An 18,656-nucleotide genomic window follows, 5' to 3' on the forward strand; every position below is an offset into this window, starting at 1 on the left:
GGTGTCCACATCATGTGTTGCGGACCACCACACACGATCCGTGCAGTCCAGGACGGGTGTTCTCGTCCTGAGCACATGATGTGGACACCGGGGAGCCGGGCGGCGCACTCGCGTCAGTCGGCCTTGCGGCGGCGCGCGCTCGCGGAGCGCGGCGGGGCGGCGCGCATGTGGTCGCGGACCCGCCCGAGGACGTCGGCGAGCATGCGGGCCTCGCCGGCGGCGAGAGGGGAGAGGAAGTAGCCCCGGAGGATCTCGAGGTGCCCGGGGAAGACCGTCGCGAGCAGGTCTCGACCGGCATCCGTGATCGTCACCGTCACGCTCCGCTCGTCGTCGACCGACGGGGTTCGGGCGACGAGGCCGCGCGATTCCAGGAGCTGTGCCTGGTAGGTCAGACCGCTCCGGCTGTAGACGACGCCGTCGGCGAGGTCCGTCATGCGTGCGCTGCCGTCGGGCGAATCGCCCAGGGTCGCCAGGACGTGGAACTGCACGTAGCTGAGGCCACCGGCATCCTTCAGCTGCCGTTCGACGGCGTGCCGCAGGAGGTTGCCCACCTCGGTCACGGCGAAGTACGCAGCCAGGCCGGCGTCGCTGATCTCGCTCATGCCTCGAGAGTACCCATGTTTCGAGTTCGAATCACTTGCTTCGAAATCGAAACAGCGCTACGGTCGTCCTATTGCTTCAGATTCGAAGCACATTGAGAAAGGGAACATCATGAAGACGATGCGATTCTTCGAGACCGGCGACCCGTCCGTGCTGACGCTCGACGACGTCGAGGCGCCGGCACCGGCGGCCGGGCAGGTGCTGCTGCGCGTGGCGGGGGCGGGGGTCAACCCCGCCGACAACGGCATCCGGTTCGGCCGGCTGCCGATCCCGATCACCCTGCCGCACACTCCGGGATACGACGTGTCCGGAACCGTGGTCTCGCTCGGCGACGGTGTCACCGGTCTCGCTGTCGGCGACGCCGTGGTGGGGTTCCTGCCGATGACCGAGGACGGCGCAGCGGCGGAGTACGTCGTCGCCCCCGCCGAGGCGCTGGTGCCGGCTCCGGCCTCCGTCGCGTTGACGGATGCCGCCGGCCTTCCCTCCGTGGCTCTCACCGCGTGGCAGGCCCTGTTCGAGTACGCCGACCTGAAGGCGGGCCAGCGCATCGTGATCACGGGTGCCGGGGGTGTCGTCGGCCTGCACGCCGTGCGCCTCGCGAAGCGTGCCGGTGCCGAGGTGATCGCGACGGCGAGTCCGCGCACCCGCTCCGCTGTGACGGATGCCGGGGCCGACCGCGTGATCGATCACACAGCGGCATCCGCGGCATCCGTGATCGACGAACCGGTCGACGTCGTGCTCAATCTCGCCCCGATCGGCGCGGAGGAGTTCGTCGCGCTCGCCGCGCGGGTCCGCGACGGCGGTGTGGTGGTCTCGACGACCGCGTGGATGGCGACCCCGTCGGACGAGGCGCGCGGCGTCCGGGGGCTGACGGTGTTCGTCCGCAGCGACCGGGATCAGCTCGCCGAGCTCGTCCGCCTGGTCGACGCCGGCGAGCTGCGCGTCGAGATCGCCGAGCGCGTTCCGCTCGCCGAGCTGCCCGAGGTCCACGCCCGCCTCGAGGCAGGGCAGGTGCACGGGAAGATCGTCGTCACGCCGGGTGCGTGAGTCGGCACGAATCGGCCTGCGTGATCGTCAGCTTTCGCGCACGAGCGCGGTCATCTCGCGCTGCCAGTCGCGCAGCTGCCACATCGGGTGGTGCGGGGCGGCGTTCGAGCAGAGGACGACGCCCCAGGTGCCGCGGTCCAGGGCCGTGCGGATGCCGTGTTCGGCGAGTTCGCGACCGGTCTCGGATTCCTCGAACCCGCCGTGCAGCGGGGTGTATCCGACCCATCCCTCGCCGACGATCGCCGGCACGCCGTGCCACCGCGCCCACTCGGCGATCGCGATGACGCGGGACTCGATCTCGCGTCGCATCACCTCGGCGTAGCGCGGATACTCGGCGGCGAGCCACGCGTCCCATGCAGCGGCATCCACCCAGTCGTAGCCGTAGATCATCTGGTCGGTGACGACCGTGGCGCGCAGCTTCCACTCCGCCGGGCGGCCGTAGTCCTCGGGGGTCGGGGCGTCGGCGCGCAGCAGGGCGCGCAGCTCGGCGTTCGGGAAGTCGTCGCTGCCCTCTGAACGGATGTCGACGCGCTGCTGCAGGGCGTCGAGCACGCCGTAGCTGTACACGTGGAACTGCGCAGCTCCCAGCCCGTCCGGCACCCGGTGCATGGCCAGGTGCGGCGGCTTGCCGTAGCTGGCGGTGACGAGCAGATCGGGATGCCGCGCTCGCAGCCGCTGGACCTCGGCCGCCCCGCCATCGCGAAGCGCGGGGAGGATCGAGAAGTCCACCTCGTTGTGCAGCTCCACGAGAGCGATGAGGTCGCGGAATCCGCGTTCGTCGATCCACGCCAGCATCCGGTCCCACGCGGCGCCGAGAACGGCGTACCGGCGGTTGAGCGGCACGGCGTCGATCGCCTCGAACCACCGAGGGGAGCGCGCGAACGCGGGTGACTGCTGGTACTCCCAGCTCGCGAGGATCAGTACGATCCCGTGACGCCGCGCGGCGGCGAACAGCGCCTCGAGGTGTGCATACAGGTCGAGCACGTAGCCGCCGGGGGTGTCGTACCAGCGCGTGCGCTGACCGTAGTAGCCGTCGGATGCCGCCGGTCCGAGCCCCTCGATCTCGAGATCCCGGGCGAGCTCGTCGAGGCCCAGCCCGCCGAACAGCAGCAGCGGCGCGGCGCAGATGCGGATCGCGTTGTAGCCGAGCGCGGCCGCGTCGGCGCAGGCGGCATCCAGGTCGGCGAAGACGTCGCCCTCGCCCGCGCGGGTGTACCAGGAGAAGTCCCAGAGGGTGATGGCGAGGCGGTCGGGCAGGTGTGCGGGCACCGGGCCGGTCGGTCCGTGAGGTTCCTCGGCGACGGTGCCCGAGCCCAGGTAGCGGTCGGTCATGCGTCCATCCTCTCGAGGGAGAGCGCGCGCCCGTCTGCGGCGAGCGTGCGCAGTCGGCCGGCGAGGGCGCGTCGACGTTCGGCCGTGTCGAGATCGAACACGAGCAGTTCCGGCAGCGACGTCGCGAAGTAGTCGACGTCGTCGGGCGCGGCCTCGATGCGGGCGGCGCGGGCGTCGAGGTCGTCCCAGACGGCGGTCGAGGCCGCCGTTTCGCCGAGCCGCGCGTGCGCGACACCGATCCAGAACGTCGCCTCGTCGGCGGGCCGCGGCGCGACCGCGAGCGGCGTCGTCTCGCGCGCCCGCTCCCATGCGGATCGGGCGGCCGCCTCGTCTCCGGCGAGCCGGTGAGCGTCGCCGAGCGCGACGTAGCGCTCTGCCTGGGGGGCCGCGGGATGCCGCCCTTCTCCGAGGTTCGCGGGGGCGTCGATCCCCTCGGTCAGCAGGGCGATGGCGGCATCCGTTCGTCCGTCGGCGCAGGCGCGGCGTGCGAGCAGGCACGCGGCGCGGTCGTATGCCGCGATCACGACGCCCTCGCCGCCTTCGAAGGGGCGGAACGTCCGCGTCGTGAGGGTCCGCCAGGCGTCGTCGAGCCTGCCCGAGTCGAGCAGCAGTCCGATGTGGGTGACCGCGAGGTCGTCCCGCGCGTCGAGCGCGGCGGAATGGCGTTCGAGCAGCGCGAGGCGGGTGGCGGCATCCGTCCCCGTCAGCTGGGCGAGGAGGTCGCGCTCCAGTACGAGCCGAGCGTCGGCACGACGAGCGAGTGCATCCTCGTAGAGCTCCACGGCGTCGCCGGGACGGCCGCCCGCTCGGACGGTCGCGAGGGCGAGATTGCGCAGGACCACGGGATCCGCGCCGCCGAGGTCCCGCGCCCGCCGCAGCATCGCCCGGGCATCCGCGTCCCGCCCGGCGTCGAGGAGCCAGGCGCCGAGCATCCCGGCCGCGGCGGCCGACCCGGCGGCACCCCCCGCGACGAGCGCATCGTGCTGGTCGAGCCCGGCGGGGAAGGCGCCGTCGAGGCTCAGGGTGTCAGCCGCGGCGCGCTCCGCCGCGGCGAGGTCGGTCACGCCCGCGGCATCCGCCCACGCGGCGCGGACGGCTCGACGGATCGGCTCGATGCTGCCGAACCCGGCGGTTCCGACCGCGGCGGTGCCGGTCGCCGCGAGCGCGGCGTCGAACTCGCCGTAACGCGCGAACTCGGCACCCGCATCCAGCGCCGCGCGCGGATCGGAGGGCGTCTCACCCCCGGCGAGGAATGTCGTGATGGGGTCGAGCGGATCGGCGGCGACGAGCGCCTGCAGCAACGCCGCGGCCTCATCCTCGCGCCCGAGTCGGCGCAGAGCGAGCACCGTGAGTCGACGTGCCTCGGGGATCCCCGGGGCGGCGTCCGCGAGGCGGATCGCGTCCGCCGGTCGCCCGTCGCCCAGCGCGAGCCGAGCGCGGGCGAGGGATGCCGGGGCCGCCCATGCCGCGTTCCACGCCGCGCGTGCGAAGCGCCGATCGGCCTCCGCGCGCTCGCCGAGACGCTCCAGCGCGAGGCCGAGGAGGTAGTGCGCCTCACCGTCACGCGGGTTGAGGTTGCGGCCGGTCTCTCGCGCGACGGCGGCGTCGAGGTGGTCGCGCGCCGCCTCGTAGTCCGCCCGCGACAGGTGCCACGATCCGCGCATCGTGTGTGCGCGCGCGTCGCCCGGATCGCGCCGCAGCGCCTCTTCGAGGTAGGGAAGGGGTGACCGGGTGGGATGCCGGTACTGCAGCAGATGCGTCGCGGTAAGCAGCAGCTCGTCGATGCCCGTGATGCGCGCGGGCGGCTCGGGCGCCGTGGCGACCCAGGGTTCGCCCGCGTGGGCGTCGCGGCGGACCCAGCGCACGAGCTCCGTCTGACCGGCGGACACCGCGATCGCCCGCGCGGTGCCGGCGATCTCGAGCACCGCTGGGGCCGCCGGCCCGACGGCGACGTCGATGCTCTCGCGTCCACCTCCCTCGAGATCCACCTCGACGCGAGCCGTTCGGTGCGCGCGCGTGGCGAGGACGCCGATGCGCGACCTGGAGCCGTCGCACGTGACCGAGACCGCGGCATCCGTCGTCGCCTGCCGCACCGGCCCGATGGTGTGGATCGGGTACCAGTGCTGGGTGAACGTCTTCGTCTCGCCCGGCAGGAGCCACGCGAAGTCGGGCTGGTTGTCGGTGTAGACGCCGGCCATGAGTTCGACGTACGGGCCGTCGGTGTCGGTGAGCTGGTCGTCCCAGGCGCGGCCGATGGGACCGTCTCCCCAGGTCCATTGCTTCTTGCCCGGTGAGATCGCCGGGTCCGCGCAGTGCACGAACCCGGCGTCGGCGGTGTGATCGTAGCCGCCGAAGAAGCCGTCCTCGGTGTCGGTGATCATGTACGAGGTCGGCACCGGGATGTTGCTGTAGACGTCGATGCGGTCGGCGTCGGGGCGCTCGGCGGCGAGCGCCGGGTAGTCGACGCCGTAGTAGGGCCGGTCCGCGCGGGGGAACGCGGTGATCGCACGTCGGGCGTGGTCGGCGACGTAGCGGACGTCGTCGGGAAAGAACGACTGGTACTGGTCGTGCGACCGGGCGGCGACGTTCGCCCACCACAGGAAGGTCTGCGGGACATCGACGCGATTGTGCAGGCGCACGTCGAGCTCGATGAGTGATGACCCCGGGCGGAGCCGGACGCCGTGGACGCCTCGCATCCGCTGCAGCGGGTCGAGGTCGCTGTGCCAGACGACCGCCGCACCGTCGTCCTCGCGCTCGATGCGGCTGTCGACCGGGAGGAAGGTCGCCGGTCGGTGATGCTGCGGCCAGTTGAACTCCACGCCGCCCGAGATCCAGGGTCCTGCGAGACCGACGAGCGCGGGCTTGACGACGTTGTTCCGATAGAAGAAGTCGTAACCGGCGACCTTGTCGTACCCGATGTGGATCCGGCCCCCGAGCTCAGGCAAGAGCATGAGGCGGACGTAGGCGTTCTCGAGGTGGATCGCCTGCCACGTGCGAGGCCGCTTCTCGTGCGAAATCGACTCGATCATGGGGAGCGGATAGACCCGCCCGCTCGAGCCCTGGTAGACCCGTCGGTCGAGGAACGCCGGGTAGGGATCGGGGTCACCGGGCTCGTACGTGTCGATCACGACGTCTTCGCTCCAGCACGCGACGCCGCCGGCCTCGAGGAGCTCTCGCTGGTCGGCGGGGGCGTCGGGCAGGCGGATGCGGCTGGGCGCGTCGTCGGTCACGGTGCGAATCTACGGGGCCGACGCGGCGCGACCCATGGCCGATCACGGCTCGAGCATGGATGATCCGATGATGGCGTGCGCCATGATGGGGGCATGGAGCGCGCGGACGGTTTCGAGCATCAGCGTCTCAGTGTCGTGCCGCGCCCGCTGGTCGAGGCGGCACTGACCCGGCCGGTGACCCGACGCATCGTCGTGACCGACGCCGGGTACTTCCCGCGCGCGGTGGATCATGGTCGTCACCGTCCGGCAGGGGCGCCCGAGACGATCGTGATCGTCTGCGTCGCGGGATCGGGTTGGGTCGAGACGCACGGGCAGCGGATGCGGGTGGGCACGGCCACGGCCATCGTGCTGCCCGGCGGCATCCCGCATTCGTACGGTGCCGACGCGGAGGATCCCTGGACGATCTGGTGGTGCCACGTCCGCGGTACCGACGTCGGCGACCTGCTGGAGGTGGCCGGGGTGACACCGGAGAAGGTGACCCTCTCGCTCCGCGGTGTGGAGCGGGTCACCGCGCTGTTGGATGAGATCTCGACGTCGCTGGCGCGCGACACCACGCCGGCGAGGCTCATCGCGGCATCCGGAATGGTCTGGCGGCTGTTCACCCAGCTCGCCGTCGATCGCCTTCTCCCCGAGCACGGCACCCCTCTCGAGCGCGCCCTGCGCTACCTCGAGGAGCGCGTCGACGGGAACGTCCATGTCGGGGAACTCGCCGCGATGGTCGGCGTCTCGCCGTCACACCTCGCCGCCCTCTTCCGCGACGCGACCGGCGGCGGCGTCATCGCACACCATCTCGCACTGAAGATGGCGCGCGCCCGCCACCTGCTCGACACGACCGACCTGCCGGTCGGCGAGGTCGGTCGCCGGGTGGGAATCGACGACCCGTTCTATTTCTCGAGGCGTTTCCGCATCACGCACGGCGTCGCACCGACGGCGTATCGCGACCAGCGGAAGGGGTGAGCGGGTCAGCCCTTCGTGGCGCCGGCGGTGAGATCAGCCCGCCAGAAGCGCTGGAGGGCGATCATGAGCCCGACCAGGATGACCGCCGACACCGCCGACCCCATGACGACGAGGGAGTAGAAGGCAGGGTCTCGCTGCGTCTGCGAGTTCCACAGCGTGAGGCCGAGGGTCACGGGGAACGTCTTCGTGTCGTTGAGCATGACCAGCGGCAACAGGTAGTTGTTCCAGATCGTGACGAACTGGAACAGGAAGATCGTCACCAACGCCGGCGCCATCATCCGGGTCGCGATCGTGCCGAAGATGCGCAGGTCCCCGGCGCCATCGAGGCGGGCGGCCTCGATGATCTCATCGGGCACGCTGGCGTTCGCGTGGATGCGCGCCAGGTACACGCCGAACGGGCTCACCATGCTCGGTAGCAGGACCGCCCAGTACGAGCCGGTGAGGCCCACGGTGTTCAACAGGAAGTACAGGGGCAGGGCGATGACGGTGGCAGGAACCAGGACGCCGCCGAGGATGACCGAGAAGAGGGCCTCCTTGCCGCGGAAGCGGTACTTGGCGATCGCATACCCGGCCGCAGCCGACAGGATCATCGCCACGAGCGCGCCGACCCCCGAGTACAGGATGCTGTTGCCGACCCAGCGGGTGAACACGCCTCCGCTCTGCGTGAAGAGAGACGTGAGGTTGTCCCAGGCACGCGGGGAGTCGCTGAACCACAGACCGAACGAGCCGAAAAGGTCGCCCGGGGACTTGGTCGCGGCCACCACGACCCAGACGAGCGGGAGCAGGAAGTAGATCCCGGCGACGGCGAGCACGACGTTGACCGCCAGAGTGCTCGGGACGCCGGTGCGCTGTGCGGGTGCGCGGTTCACCATGCGCGGGACCCCTTCCGGTTGACGAGTCGGAGGAATCCGAACGAGAAGACGAACCCGAGGGCGGCGACCAGAACCGCCATGGCGGCTGCGAGGTTCGGGTTGCCCTGGGCGAACGCCTGGTTGTACGCGGCGAGATTCGGCGTGAAGGTCGTGCTGATGGCTGAGGTGAGCGGCTGCAGGACCAGGGGCTCGACGAACAGCTGGAGGGTGCCGATGATCGTGAAGACGGTGACGAGGACGATCGAGGGGCGCACGAGCGGCAGCTTGATGTGCCACGTCGTCGACCAGGTCGAGGCGCCGTCTACCCGCGCGGCCTCGTAGAGCTCGGAGGGGATCGCTTCGAGCGCGGCCATCAGGATCACCATGTTGTAGCCGGCGAACCCCCACAGTGCGATGTTCGCGATCGCGAACAGGACTCCCGCACTCGTCAGCGGGTTCACGTCGATGCCTGCGCCGCTGAGCACCTGGAGAACGGGGCTCGTCGCGGGGATGTAGAGGAAGCCCCACAGGAGGGTCGCGATCACCCCCGGCACCCCGTAGGGCGCGAAGTAGAGAACGCGGAAGAAGCGCGGGAATCGAGCCTTGCCCGAGTCGAGCAGAAGGGCGAGGCCCAATGCCGTGGCAACCATCAGCGGGACCTCGATCGCGGCGAACGCGACCAGTCTCCCCACGCTCTCGATGAACGCGGGGTCGGCGAGAGCGCGCGCGTAGTTGTCGAACAGGACGAACGTCGTCTCGGGGCGTCCGAGACCCAGCCCCGAACTCTTCGTCGCGAACATGCTCTGCACGATCGCGTAGACGATCGGGGCGACGAAGAAGAGCGTGAACATCACCACGAACGGCAGCAGGAGCACCCATTTCGCGGGGTGGCGCATGCGGCGGGGGGAGGGGGCAGTGCTCACTCAGAGGCTCCGGTCGATGTCGAGAGGGATGAGGGTGGGAGGGCGCCTCGCGCCCTCCCACCGGTGGTCACTGGACGTTGATGCCACGCTCCGTCAGCGCGGACACCACGTCCTCCTGCGTCTGGCGGTAGGCGTCGACGAGGGGCGTGCCGTTCTCCACCGCGGCCGACACGTTGTCGCTGAGTGAGGCGAACAGGGTCGAGGACAGCGGCGGCCACTTCCACGAGGTGTCGACGGCGGCATCCGATTCTGCGAACAGGTCCCAGATGTCCTGGCCGCCGTAGAAGTCGAACACCTCCGGGTCGTCCTGGAGGGACGCGATGGCGCTGGTGTCGGCCACGGCCGGCCAGCCCGCACCGATGCTCGTCAGGATCGACACCGACTCCGGATCGGAGTTGAGCCACACCGCGAACTCGGTCGCTTCGGCCGGGTGGTCCGTGCCGCGGAGGACGACGCTCGCCGAGCCGCCTGCCCACGTCGCCGACACGTTCTGACCGGCCTCCCACTGCGGAACCGCGCTGACCGCCCAGGATCCCGCCGTCTCGGGCGCGGTACCGCGCACGATCGCGTCGGCCCACGAACCGGAGATCCAGCTCAGGATGTTCCCGTTCTGGATGTCGGCGTTCCATTCGTTCGACATGTCGGCGACGACTTTGACGAGGTCCTCGTCGACGAGCTTCTGCCAGTACTCGGCGACCTTGAGGGTCTCCGCGCCGTCGATGTCGACGGTCCAGGCATCGCCTTCGGTGCCGAACCAGTTCGCGCCGCCTTGCTGCGCGAGGCCGATCATCCACGGGGCCTGGTTGAACGCGAACGCGGCGATGTACCGGTCCGGGTCCGAGGCGCGGATCACCTTCGCGGCCTCGTAGTACTCGTCCCACGTGGTGGGCGCCTCGAGTCCGAGCTCCTCGAAGATGTCGGCACGGTAGAACTGTCCGAGCGGACCCGATGCCTGCGGGATCGAATACACCGCACCGTCGAAGACGCCGGTCTCCCACTGCCACGGCACGAAGAGGTCCGCGGAGTCCGCCGCGTACTCGGTGATGTCCTCCAGGCCGTCGTTGATGAGGAAGTCGGGGATGGAGTCGTAGCCGACCTGTGCGACATCCGCCGCGTTCCCGGCCTGCACCGCCGAGAGCATCGTGGCGTAACCGCCGTCAGGACCTGCGGTGATCGTCTCGAGGGTGACCTGGATGTCGTCGTGCGAGGCGTTGAACGCGTCGACGGCCCGATCGATGTTCGGCACCCAGGATTGGAAGGTGATCTCGACGGGCTCGCCGTCGGCAGGGGATTCGCCACCGCCACCGGAGCACCCGGCGAGGGTCACGGCGGCAGCGGTGATCGCGGCCAGGGCCACGAGGGGCCGACGGAGTCGGACAGTGAGGGTCATGATGCTCCTTTGCATGGAACGAGGCGAGGACTCGTACCGCCGATGCCTCAGGTGGCGGTATGCGGGTGGATCGCGCCGTGTCGCTCTGCTCGGGCATGGACGGCTCGTCGCGGTGCGGACTGAGGCTATTCGCCCCGGCGGCACCCGCGGCATGGCGGATGCGGCGGCAAGCCTGGACGATCCGATGGCGCGGCGTCAGTCGTCGCCCTCGTCGCCCATCTCGTACTGCTTCCACCGGCGCCGGCTGGCGGGTGTGTTCGCCGCCGCCAGGATCACGACCGACGAGATGAGCAGGATGCCCGTCGGCACGCGCGCTCTGGCGAAGGGATGACGTCGCGCACGCGCACCGGCGGCCGCCGGCCGCCGGTCACTCGAACTCGAAGGGCACGTCCACCGGCGGCTCCCAGACGAGCGGCGCGGTCTGCGTGGCGATGTTCACCGTGCTGATCGAGGTGACGAGCACCCGGACATCACCGGCATCCCGGGTGCGAAAGGTCACGAAGGCGGCTCCGGTCCGCGCAGCGGCGAGGATGTCGTCGGCGAGTCGATCGATGTCCGTCCGTTCCGCGAGCCGGAAGACGGCGCCGTCGATGGCGATCGTCGTGGTGGGTGTGTCTGCGGTGTCCATCATGTCGCCTTGCTGTGTATCGGTCATCGCCCTGAGGCGAACGTGATCGTGGCTTTGAGACCGCGCTCGGTCGCGCGCTGGAGGTCCACTGCTGCGTCGTTCCGGCGCAGCAGCTCTCGAGCGATGCCGAGACCGAGCCCGGTTCCGGGTGTGCTCATCCGCGCGGCGTCCGGGGCGCGGAAGAATCTGTCGAATGCGTGAGCCAGGGCGTGATCGTCCATGCCGGGCCCGGTGTCCTCGATGTGCAGGAGGGCTCGCTCGTCCGCGCGCTCTGCGCTCACCGTGATCCTCCCGCCGTGGGGGGTGAAGTTCGTCGCGTTGCTGAGCAGGTTCGCGACGGCTCGGTGTGCATCGTCGTCGCGGCATGCCACCGTGATGCGGGGAACGGAGACCTGCACGTCGAGTCCCTTCCGGTCGATGAGCGGACCGAGGGTCGAGAGCACGTCGCTCACGACATCGGCCAGGTCGACGCTCGGCCGGTCATGGGTGATCGGCTCCTGCGCCTCCCCGAAGGTGAGGAGGTCCTCGATGATGCCGAGGAGGCGCTTGGCGTTGCGGTCGACCACCCTCAGCCAGCCTCGCTCCCGGTCGCCGATGGCCGAGGCGCCGAGGAGGAGTTCGAGATATCCCACGATGCTCGTGACCGGCGTTCTCAGCTCGTGGCTGGTCGTCGACACGAAGTCCTCCCGCTGGCGGTCGAGGTCGGCCTGCGCGGCGAGCGCGTCTGCTCTCGCGCGCTCGGCGCCGACGAGAGCCTGCTGTGCCCGGACGATGGACGTGACGTCCATGATCTGCACCGCGAAGGTGTGTTCGTGGTCGCTCATCGGGTTGGCTGCCACGGTGAGGACGCGGTCGTCCACCTCTACCGTGGCCGGCTGCCCCGTCTCGAGTGCATCGGCAGCACTGTCCGCGACGGCGCCTGCCCAGAAGCCGGTGTCACCGAGCTCCGCTCCCAACAGGTCGCGAGCGGCGGTGTTGCGCCACAGCACCGCGTATCCGCCCGGCGACGGCCGCGCGGTGGCGAGTCCGACCTGGGCATCGATGATGCCGCCGGAGAGCAGGCGCGTCGACACGCTGAGGCTGCGGGTCGTCTCACGAAGTTGGTGTTGGGCGCTCGCGAGGACGACGGCGAAGCCCGCGAAGGTGACGAGGAAGGCCTCCGCGAGCGCTGCTCCGGTGAGGACGTCGATTCGGGGCGCCGAGAACGGTCCGCCACCGTTGAGGGTGAGGAAGAGGATGGCGATGGAGGCGACCAGTTGCTGCACGACGACGACCCGCAGGGGGAATCGGAAAGCAGCCCACGCCAGCAAGGGGTACGGCAGGAACGCCAGGGGGAGGGTCGCTCCCGGTGCGAAGACGATTCCGATCGTCACGGCGAGGATCAGCGTCTGGACGGAGATCTCGATCGGCGCGAGGCGGCGCAGGGGTGAATGCGGCAGGATGCCGAGAGGGGCGATGATCAGAACCGCCGCCGCATGGGAGGCGGACACGAAGATGATCGTCCGTCCGAAGTCGCCGATGCCGAGGGTGCTGACGGTGATCGCCGCCAGTGACCCCGCCGTGACCGCGCCGGCCCCCGCGGCGGCGGCGAACCGGACCGCGTCGCCGAGCCCGCGCAGCCTCATCCGCCGGCGGAAGGCGCCGCAGACCCACAGGACGACGAGGACTTCGGCGGCATTTGCGAGACCGAAGGCCACTGTGACGAGAAGGGGGCGCCCGCCCACTGCATTGGCGAGGATCGTGACGCCCAGAACCATCAGGATCGACGCAACGGCGGATCGAGGCGACGCCAGCAAGCCCACCAAGACGGAGACGCCGGCGGCCGGCCACCAGATGGCGACGGGGCTCCCCGGCGGCGCGAAGAAGATGCCGCCCAGCGCCAGCGCGAAGATGGAGACGGCGCTTACCATCCACGCCCACCAGGGGAAACCCCGTCCCCGCCGGGCGGGAGCCGTGGGAGTAAAGAGGCTGGTGAGCGCCTCGTCGCCGAACATATTCAAGAAGGTACTAAATAGTACCGTTCTCGTCCAGAAGGGATTCCTATGCGCCGCATCCTCCTCATCGAAGACGACCCGGATGTCGCGGCCCTCGTGGACGTCAGCCTCGAGGCCGCCGGCTTGGAGTTCACGACCGTTGCGGACGGCGACAGTGGTCTTCGTGCGGCCCTCGAGAGTCAGCCGGACCTGATCATCCTCGACTGGATGCTGCCCGGGTTGAGCGGGCTGGATATCTGTCTGGCTGTCCGGTCGGATCATCGGTTCGATGCGACTCCGATCCTCATGTTGACCGCGAAGGCGCGGCCCGCCGACGTCGAACGTGCGCGGCAGGCGGGGGCGGACGACTACCTCTTCAAGCCGTTCTCCCCGAAAGAACTCGCTTCGCGCGTGCAGGCGCTGCTGCGCGATCCGAACGCTGCGCCCGCCTGATTTAGAGAAAGGTACTAAAAAGTACCGTTTGCGGTGTAGGGTCATCCTCGGAAGCAGTCGAGAATGGACGCAGCCTCCTGCGATGCCCCCACATCGCGGCACATGGCCCGACGCTCAGCTTCGGCTTCGAGCGCCGTCTCGATCTCGGCAGCTTTCAACGGTCGCGTGTACGCGGCCGACGACGTGTGAAGTAAGGAGTCTCATGGCCCCAGACATCGCTCGTCGCGGGGAGCCGGCCGCTGCAACCCCCCATCGCGGCGGCTGGCTCCCCGTCCGTCCGCCCGAGAGGCTGCGGGACGCCGCAGATCGCCTGTTCACGGCCCAGGGCATCCGGGCCGTCAGCATCGATGCGCTCGCGTCGGCGGCCAACGTTCCCAAATCGGGCTTCTACCGGCACTTCACCAGCAAGGACGACCTCGTCCTCGACTACCTGACGCGCGCGTCCACCCGGTTCCGTGAATCCCTCGTCACGATCGAAGCCGGCCACTCGGCTGCCGCGGCGCGACTGACCGCGCTCCTCGACACCGCTCCGGACAATGCGATCATGCTGAACGCGATCGCCGAGTACCGCGGCTCTCACCCGGACATGACTCTGCTGCTCTCCCGGCATCGCCAGTGGATCCGGCAGTGGATCCACAATCAGGTGGTCGATCACGCGCCGGACGAGGCATCATTCGTCGCTCTTGAGCTCGCCGCGATCTTCGATGCGTTCACCCTCGAGGCGGGCGACGGTGTCGAAGCAGAACAGGTGCGCCGCGTCTTCGACGCCGTCGTGGACCGGACGGTGGGGCGGGGCGAGCCGTGAGCGACTCGATCCCGCTCTGAAGCGGGGTGGTTCCTGGCGGATGCCGCGGCATGCCTGGACGATCCGACGGCCTCGCCTCTGGCGCGACGCCCCGGCCGCGCGTACAGGCGGCCAAGACGACGGCGAGTGCGATCAGCTCGGGGGAAACGAGGAAGCGGCGACCTGACGCCACCCCAGGCTATGGGCGCCGTTCTTCGTCCTGGTCGTCGTCGCCCTCGTCACCGAGTTCTTGCTGCTGCCACCGGCGTCGTGCGGCGGGCGTGTTGGCCGCCACCAGGATCACAACCGACGAGATGAACAGAAGGCCCGTCGGCACGAGCAGGCCGACCGGGTCGGTTCGGCCGCGCTCGTCGGTGATCACGAAGGCGAGCCACGTGAAGAGGACGCTCAGGAGGACGCCGCCAATCGGGAGGACGAGGCGGGTCGTCACCTCGAGGATTCTGAGCAGCCACCACTGCATCGGTCACTCCGGCTTGCGACGCGGCATCCGGACGGGCTCCTGCTTCCCGGCATCCGCTCCGTGCTCGGCCTCGAAAACGCCGACAGCCGCCCGGTGCTTCGCGAGCTGGCGAATGCCGACGATGATCCATCCCATCGAGAAGCACGCGAACCCCCAGCCGGAGAGTCGGGCAGGTTCGTTCGCGAGCGTGAGTGCGCTGGGCACGGACCAGACCATCCCCCCGAAGAGCAAGAACCGCCCGTGAGTGCGCATGCGGTCGATTCCCATGCGCTGAAGGATGAGCGACTCCATGCCGGGATACTGACAGCCCGCGCGGGATGAGTCGACGTGCTTGACTCGGAGCATGATGAAGAGTCGCGCCGGTCGAGTCGCTCTGGGCTCCCTTCTCGTGTTGGTGGGTCTTTTCTTGGTCGCCGGGGGCACGATCGGAACCAGTGCCGACTCGCCGATTGCCGGAACCTGGGTGCACGTGAACATAGTGGTCCTCGGTGTCCTGCTCTCCGCAGGTGGCGCCACGATCACTGTCATCGCTCTCCTTCGCCGCCGCAGGCTGTCCGGCTCCGCATCCTGACCTGCCGAAGGCCACGCTCCTTCGCGAGGGCGATCCGTCGCGGAGAGGTCTGTCGTTGCTGCACGCCGCCGACGGTATGCCTGGACGATCCGACGGCCTTGCCTGTGGCGCGACGCCCCCGCTTCTAGGCTCGAACCTATTCCCCGCCCCGTTGGAGTCCCGATGACGCGCGTCCACGCCCTCACCGTCCGTCCGCCCGTCCCGGCTGAGCCCGCGGACGTCCGACCGTCGGCGGGTGAGGACTCCGGCGTCGACGTCACCGCGCAGTCGGTGCGCCGCGACGGCGCTCCGGTGTTCCCGATCTCGGGCGAGATCCACTATTCCCGCATCCCTCGCGAGGCGTGGATGCCGGTGCTCACCGCCGCCCGCGCCGGCGGCCTGACCCACGTGTCGACCTACGTCCTCTGGAACCACCACGAGCCGGAGCGCGGACGGCCGGACTTCACCGGCGGACTCGACGTGCGCGCCTTCCTCGAGGCGGCGCGCGAGGTCGAGCTCGGGCTCATCCTGCGGATCGGCCCGTACGCCCACGCCGAGGCGCGGCACGGCGGGCTGCCCGACTGGCTCGCCGACTCGGGACTTCCTCTCCGCACGAACGATGCGGCCTATCTCGCCGAGGTCGAGCGGTGGTACACCGAGCTCGCCGAGCAGGTGCGCGGCATCCCTTTCTTCTCGATCCAGGTCGACAACGAGCTGTACGACGGGGCCGAACATCTCACCCGGCTGCGCGAGATGGCGGAGGGGCTGGGCCTCCGCGCGCCCATGTGGACCGCGACCGGCTGGGGCGGCGCGCAGCTGCCCGCGGGCTTCCTGCCGGTCTACGGCGGATACCCCGAATCGTTCTGGGTCGACGCCGACGTCGAGCCCGACCTGCGCAGTCACGCCAACTTCTACCCGTCGCCGCGCCGCGACGACGATTCGATCGGCGCGGATCACCGGGCCGGCGAGCCCGTGGCCGAGGCGGTGCGGCCGCCGCATCCGTTCACGACCTGCGAGCTGGGCGCCGGCATGACCTCGGCGTACCACCGGCGGCTCGACGTGCCCGCGGGCGACGTCGCCGCTGTTGCGATGGCCAAGCTCGCGTCCGGCAGCGTGTGGCAGGGCTACTACATGTACGCCGACGGCCGGAACCCGCGGCCGGGGCTGCAGGAATCCCACGTCGCGGGCGGACCGAACGACTTCCCCGACATCGCCTACGACTTCGGCGCGCCCCTGCAGATCGACGGCGCTCCGCGGGCGAGCTGGGCGGCGCTCCGCCGGCAGCATCTGATGCTCGCGCGCTGGGGATCGGCCCTCGCCGCCATGCCGGCATCCTTCCCCGACGGTGCCGCCGATTCGCCCGATCTGACGCGACTGCGCTGGTCCGTCCGGTCGGACGGGCACCGAGGATTCGTGTTCGTCGTGAACCGGCACCCGGGCGTCGACCTGCCGCGGCACGAGGGCGTGCGGTTCGAGGTCGGCGGGACCGTCTTCCCGGAGGTGGACATCCCGAGCGGTGCGGTGTTCGCGTGGCCGTTCGGGATGCGGCTCGGTGAGGCGACCGTGCACTGGGTCACCGCTCAACCGGTGACCGAGGTGACGTGGCGGGGAGCGCCGCTGCTCGTCGCGGCGGCGACCGACGGCATCCCGCCGCAGCTCTCGGCCGACGCGGACGTCGCGGAGGTCGCCGCGGACCGCGGGCGGATGTGGGAGCTGTCGCGCGACGGCGGTGTCGTCGCTCGGGTGCTCGTGCTCGATGAGGCGGATGCCGATGCGGTCGCGGTGGTCGATGCGCGAATCGTGTGGGCGCCGGGCGGTGTCGTCGCCACGGACGGCGAGGTGATGTTCGCGCGGGATGCTGCGGTGGCACCCCGCGTGGGGGTGCTGGGTGAGGACGGGTGGTCGGCGGTCGACGTCGCGCCCGGGGATGCGTCCGAGGTGAAGGTCACGCTCGAACGGCCCGCCGGAGCTCCGCCGGTCGGTGCCGAGCAGGGCGGTCGCGCGTCGATCCCGACGGAGTGGGATGCCGCGGCAGTCTCGACGATCGCCCTCGAGCCCGGCGACGACCGCACCCTGCGTCTGGAGTGGACCGGAAATGCCGCCCGCGCCTGGGCCGGCGGCATGCTCGTCTTCGATGCGCTGTGGACCGGGCGTCCCTGGCGCATCCCGGCCGACGCGCGCGGCGATGCGACCGAGCTGCGGATCGAGATCCTGCCCGCGCCTCCGACGGGGAGCGTGCGGTTCCCGGGCGCCGCGCCCGTCGGAGCTGGGATCACGCGTGCGGAGTTCGAGCCGCGCGCGAGTGTACGCATCTGACGCGCGGGCGCACTCGGCAGGGAGTAGCGCTCTCGGGCCTCGGGCCCACCGCTGGCGTCTCGTGCTCACCTCTGCGTCGCCCGCCCGATAGCGTGACGACATGGACTTCTCGGCCCTCACCGATCCGGTGGATCGCGCGGTGGTGAAGGCCTTCAACAAGAAGCACGTGCCGCGGTGGTCGGTCGGACGCGGGACGCCGGCCCTGACGGCCGCCTGGATCCTGCTGCTGCTCGCGACCTTGGTGGCGGTGATCTTCGTCCCCGCCCTCATCCTCGGCCACCTCGGCATGTGGACATGGCCGGAGCCGTGGGAGGTCCTGCTCCTCGCGCTCGTGATCATGGTGGTTCCGGTGACGTGGCGTTATGTGAACACCGCCTGGGACCCGCGGGTGGAGTCGCCCTACCGCGTCGCGGAGTTCACGAAGGCGAACGGGCTCATCTACGCGGGCCGCGAGTACGAGCCGCGGTATCCCGGCATCCTCTTCACGAAGTGGAGATCCAAGGCGGCCGATCCGACGATCCACCTCCCGGGCGAACGCTTCGTGGAGATCGGGAACTACTCCGGACGCGGATACGTCGCCATCAAGCTCGACGCCCCACTGCCGCACATCGTGCTCGACGGCCTCGCCGAGCGCGGTGTGGTCGGCGGCCGTGAATCGATGTACGTCCCCGACCCCGACCAGCGATTGCGTCTGGAGGGCGAGTTCGATCGGCACTTCGCCCTGTACTGTCCGTCAGGCTACGAGAAGGACGCGCTGTACCTGTTCGCGCCCGACATCATGGCCCGCTTCATCGACACCGCGGCGCGGCTGGATGCCGAGATCGTCGACGACTGGCTGTTCCTGTACGCGAAGGGGCCGCTCGTCACCATCGACCCCGACACGTGGACCTGGTTGCTGGTCACGGTCCGCGCCCTCAGCAGGAAAGTCGATCAGTGGGCGCGATGGCGCGACGACACTCTGCGGGGATCTGCGGAGCAGACGACCTCGGAGATCCTCACCCCGCCGCCCGGCGTCGGTGATGACGGCCGCCGACTGCGGCAGGTGACCTCGCCGCGAACAGCCGTCACTCTGGTTTTGGGCTTCTGCTACCTGGTCGTGGCGCCCGTCCTGATCCTCGTCTTCGCCTTCCGGTAGCGAGGA

The 18,656-nt window shown here is 70.1% G+C and carries 16 protein-coding genes; 6 read left to right on the forward strand and 10 right to left on the reverse strand.

Annotation, left to right across the window (positions count from 1 at the left end; all coding sequences use genetic code 11):
* Nucleotides 1–113 precede the first annotated feature (113 nt).
* A complete protein-coding gene (locus M3190_RS10850; RefSeq protein WP_251581292.1) occupies nucleotides 114–602 on the reverse strand; it encodes a MarR family winged helix-turn-helix transcriptional regulator in 489 nt (162 codons plus the stop codon).
* 109 nt (nucleotides 603–711) lie between these two features.
* Between M3190_RS10850 and M3190_RS10855 the strand changes: the two genes are divergently transcribed.
* Nucleotides 712–1,647 (forward strand): NADP-dependent oxidoreductase, encoded by a 936-nt coding sequence (locus tag M3190_RS10855; protein WP_251581294.1) that lies wholly within the window; start codon nucleotides 712–714, stop codon nucleotides 1,645–1,647.
* Between the two features lie 27 nt (nucleotides 1,648–1,674).
* Here M3190_RS10855 and M3190_RS10860 read toward each other — a convergent pair whose 3' ends face one another.
* On the reverse strand, nucleotides 1,675–2,979 hold the full coding sequence (locus M3190_RS10860; protein ID WP_251581296.1) for a cellulase-like family protein: 1,305 nt from the start codon (nucleotides 2,977–2,979) through the stop codon (nucleotides 1,675–1,677).
* Nucleotides 2,976–6,209, reverse strand: coding sequence for a DUF5107 domain-containing protein (locus M3190_RS10865; protein WP_251581298.1), 3,234 nt, complete (start codon nucleotides 6,207–6,209; stop codon nucleotides 2,976–2,978). The genes M3190_RS10860 and M3190_RS10865 overlap by 4 nt, the downstream gene beginning before the upstream one ends.
* A gap of 93 nt (nucleotides 6,210–6,302) precedes the next feature.
* Here M3190_RS10865 and M3190_RS10870 point away from each other — a divergent pair, with 93 nt between their 5' ends.
* Complete coding sequence (locus tag M3190_RS10870) at nucleotides 6,303–7,166, forward strand: helix-turn-helix domain-containing protein (RefSeq protein WP_251581300.1); 864 nt, start codon at nucleotides 6,303–6,305, stop codon at nucleotides 7,164–7,166.
* A 5-nt stretch (nucleotides 7,167–7,171) separates the two neighbouring features.
* Here M3190_RS10870 and M3190_RS10875 read toward each other — a convergent pair whose 3' ends face one another.
* The 5 genes from M3190_RS10875 to M3190_RS10895 all read right to left on the reverse strand — a co-directional run bounded on the left by M3190_RS10875 (nucleotide 7,172) and on the right by M3190_RS10895 (nucleotide 12,868).
* The gene (locus M3190_RS10875; protein ID WP_251581302.1) at nucleotides 7,172–8,038 is read right to left on the reverse strand and encodes a carbohydrate ABC transporter permease; all 867 of its coding nucleotides are present in this window, start codon (nucleotides 8,036–8,038) and stop codon (nucleotides 7,172–7,174) included.
* Nucleotides 8,032–8,940, reverse strand: coding sequence for a carbohydrate ABC transporter permease (locus tag M3190_RS10880; RefSeq protein WP_251581305.1), 909 nt, complete (start codon nucleotides 8,938–8,940; stop codon nucleotides 8,032–8,034). Before M3190_RS10880 ends, M3190_RS10875 begins: the two co-directional genes overlap by 7 nt.
* A gap of 67 nt (nucleotides 8,941–9,007) precedes the next feature.
* Nucleotides 9,008–10,330 (reverse strand): ABC transporter substrate-binding protein, encoded by a 1,323-nt coding sequence (locus tag M3190_RS10885; protein ID WP_251581314.1) that lies wholly within the window; start codon nucleotides 10,328–10,330, stop codon nucleotides 9,008–9,010.
* 367 nt (nucleotides 10,331–10,697) lie between these two features.
* Complete coding sequence (locus M3190_RS10890; protein ID WP_251581316.1) at nucleotides 10,698–10,961, reverse strand: hypothetical protein; 264 nt, start codon at nucleotides 10,959–10,961, stop codon at nucleotides 10,698–10,700.
* A 20-nt stretch (nucleotides 10,962–10,981) separates the two neighbouring features.
* The gene (locus tag M3190_RS10895) at nucleotides 10,982–12,868 is read right to left on the reverse strand and encodes a sensor histidine kinase (protein ID WP_251581318.1); all 1,887 of its coding nucleotides are present in this window, start codon (nucleotides 12,866–12,868) and stop codon (nucleotides 10,982–10,984) included.
* 132 nt (nucleotides 12,869–13,000) lie between these two features.
* On the opposite strand from M3190_RS10895, the gene M3190_RS10900 reads away from it, so the two are divergent.
* Together M3190_RS10900 and M3190_RS10905 are read left to right on the forward strand one after the other, a co-directional pair.
* Nucleotides 13,001–13,384 carry a response regulator transcription factor gene (locus M3190_RS10900; RefSeq protein ID WP_251581320.1) on the forward strand — a complete coding sequence of 128 codons (384 nt, stop codon included), beginning with the start codon at nucleotides 13,001–13,003 and terminating at the stop codon, nucleotides 13,382–13,384.
* A 202-nt stretch (nucleotides 13,385–13,586) separates the two neighbouring features.
* Nucleotides 13,587–14,189, forward strand: a complete 603-nt coding sequence (locus M3190_RS10905; RefSeq protein ID WP_251581322.1) for a TetR/AcrR family transcriptional regulator — start codon at nucleotides 13,587–13,589, stop codon at nucleotides 14,187–14,189.
* Between the two features lie 178 nt (nucleotides 14,190–14,367).
* On the opposite strand, the gene M3190_RS10910 is transcribed toward M3190_RS10905, so the two are convergent.
* Together M3190_RS10910 and M3190_RS10915 are read right to left on the reverse strand one after the other, a co-directional pair.
* Nucleotides 14,368–14,619 carry a hypothetical protein gene (locus M3190_RS10910; protein ID WP_251581324.1) on the reverse strand — a complete coding sequence of 84 codons (252 nt, stop codon included), beginning with the start codon at nucleotides 14,617–14,619 and terminating at the stop codon, nucleotides 14,368–14,370.
* A 33-nt stretch (nucleotides 14,620–14,652) separates the two neighbouring features.
* The gene (locus M3190_RS10915) at nucleotides 14,653–14,853 is read right to left on the reverse strand and encodes a hypothetical protein (protein ID WP_251581326.1); all 201 of its coding nucleotides are present in this window, start codon (nucleotides 14,851–14,853) and stop codon (nucleotides 14,653–14,655) included.
* A gap of 529 nt (nucleotides 14,854–15,382) precedes the next feature.
* Here M3190_RS10915 and M3190_RS10920 point away from each other — a divergent pair.
* Both M3190_RS10920 and M3190_RS10925 read left to right on the forward strand, forming a co-directional pair.
* Entirely contained in the window at nucleotides 15,383–17,515 is a 2,133-nt protein-coding gene (locus M3190_RS10920; RefSeq protein ID WP_251581328.1) for a beta-galactosidase, read from the forward strand.
* 100 nt (nucleotides 17,516–17,615) lie between these two features.
* A complete protein-coding gene (locus M3190_RS10925; protein WP_251581330.1) occupies nucleotides 17,616–18,650 on the forward strand; it encodes a hypothetical protein in 1,035 nt (344 codons plus the stop codon).
* The last annotated feature ends 6 nt before the right edge of the window (nucleotides 18,651–18,656 follow it).

It is taken from the genome of Microbacterium oleivorans, assembly GCF_023715745.1.
Lineage (GTDB): Bacteria > Actinomycetota > Actinomycetes > Actinomycetales > Microbacteriaceae > Microbacterium > Microbacterium oleivorans_D.

Excerpts from the sequence above, each read along its gene's own strand:
- M3190_RS10920 (WP_251581328.1), top strand. The coding sequence starts at position 15,383 with ATGACGCGCGTCCACGCCCTCACCGTCCGTCCGCCCGTCCCGGCTGAG.
- M3190_RS10890 (WP_251581316.1), bottom strand. The coding sequence starts at position 10,961 with ATGATGGACACCGCAGACACACCCACCACGACGATCGCCATCGACGGC.
- M3190_RS10925 (WP_251581330.1), top strand. The coding sequence starts at position 17,616 with ATGGACTTCTCGGCCCTCACCGATCCGGTGGATCGCGCGGTGGTGAAG.
- M3190_RS10875 (WP_251581302.1), bottom strand. The coding sequence starts at position 8,038 with ATGGTGAACCGCGCACCCGCACAGCGCACCGGCGTCCCGAGCACTCTG.
- M3190_RS10895 (WP_251581318.1), bottom strand. The coding sequence starts at position 12,868 with ATGGTAAGCGCCGTCTCCATCTTCGCGCTGGCGCTGGGCGGCATCTTC.
- M3190_RS10905 (WP_251581322.1), top strand. The coding sequence starts at position 13,587 with ATGGCCCCAGACATCGCTCGTCGCGGGGAGCCGGCCGCTGCAACCCCC.
- M3190_RS10870 (WP_251581300.1), top strand. The coding sequence starts at position 6,303 with ATGGAGCGCGCGGACGGTTTCGAGCATCAGCGTCTCAGTGTCGTGCCG.
- M3190_RS10885 (WP_251581314.1), bottom strand. The coding sequence starts at position 10,330 with ATGACCCTCACTGTCCGACTCCGTCGGCCCCTCGTGGCCCTGGCCGCG.
- M3190_RS10860 (WP_251581296.1), bottom strand. The coding sequence starts at position 2,979 with ATGACCGACCGCTACCTGGGCTCGGGCACCGTCGCCGAGGAACCTCAC.
- M3190_RS10900 (WP_251581320.1), top strand. The coding sequence starts at position 13,001 with ATGCGCCGCATCCTCCTCATCGAAGACGACCCGGATGTCGCGGCCCTC.
- M3190_RS10850 (WP_251581292.1), bottom strand. The coding sequence starts at position 602 with ATGAGCGAGATCAGCGACGCCGGCCTGGCTGCGTACTTCGCCGTGACC.
- M3190_RS10855 (WP_251581294.1), top strand. The coding sequence starts at position 712 with ATGAAGACGATGCGATTCTTCGAGACCGGCGACCCGTCCGTGCTGACG.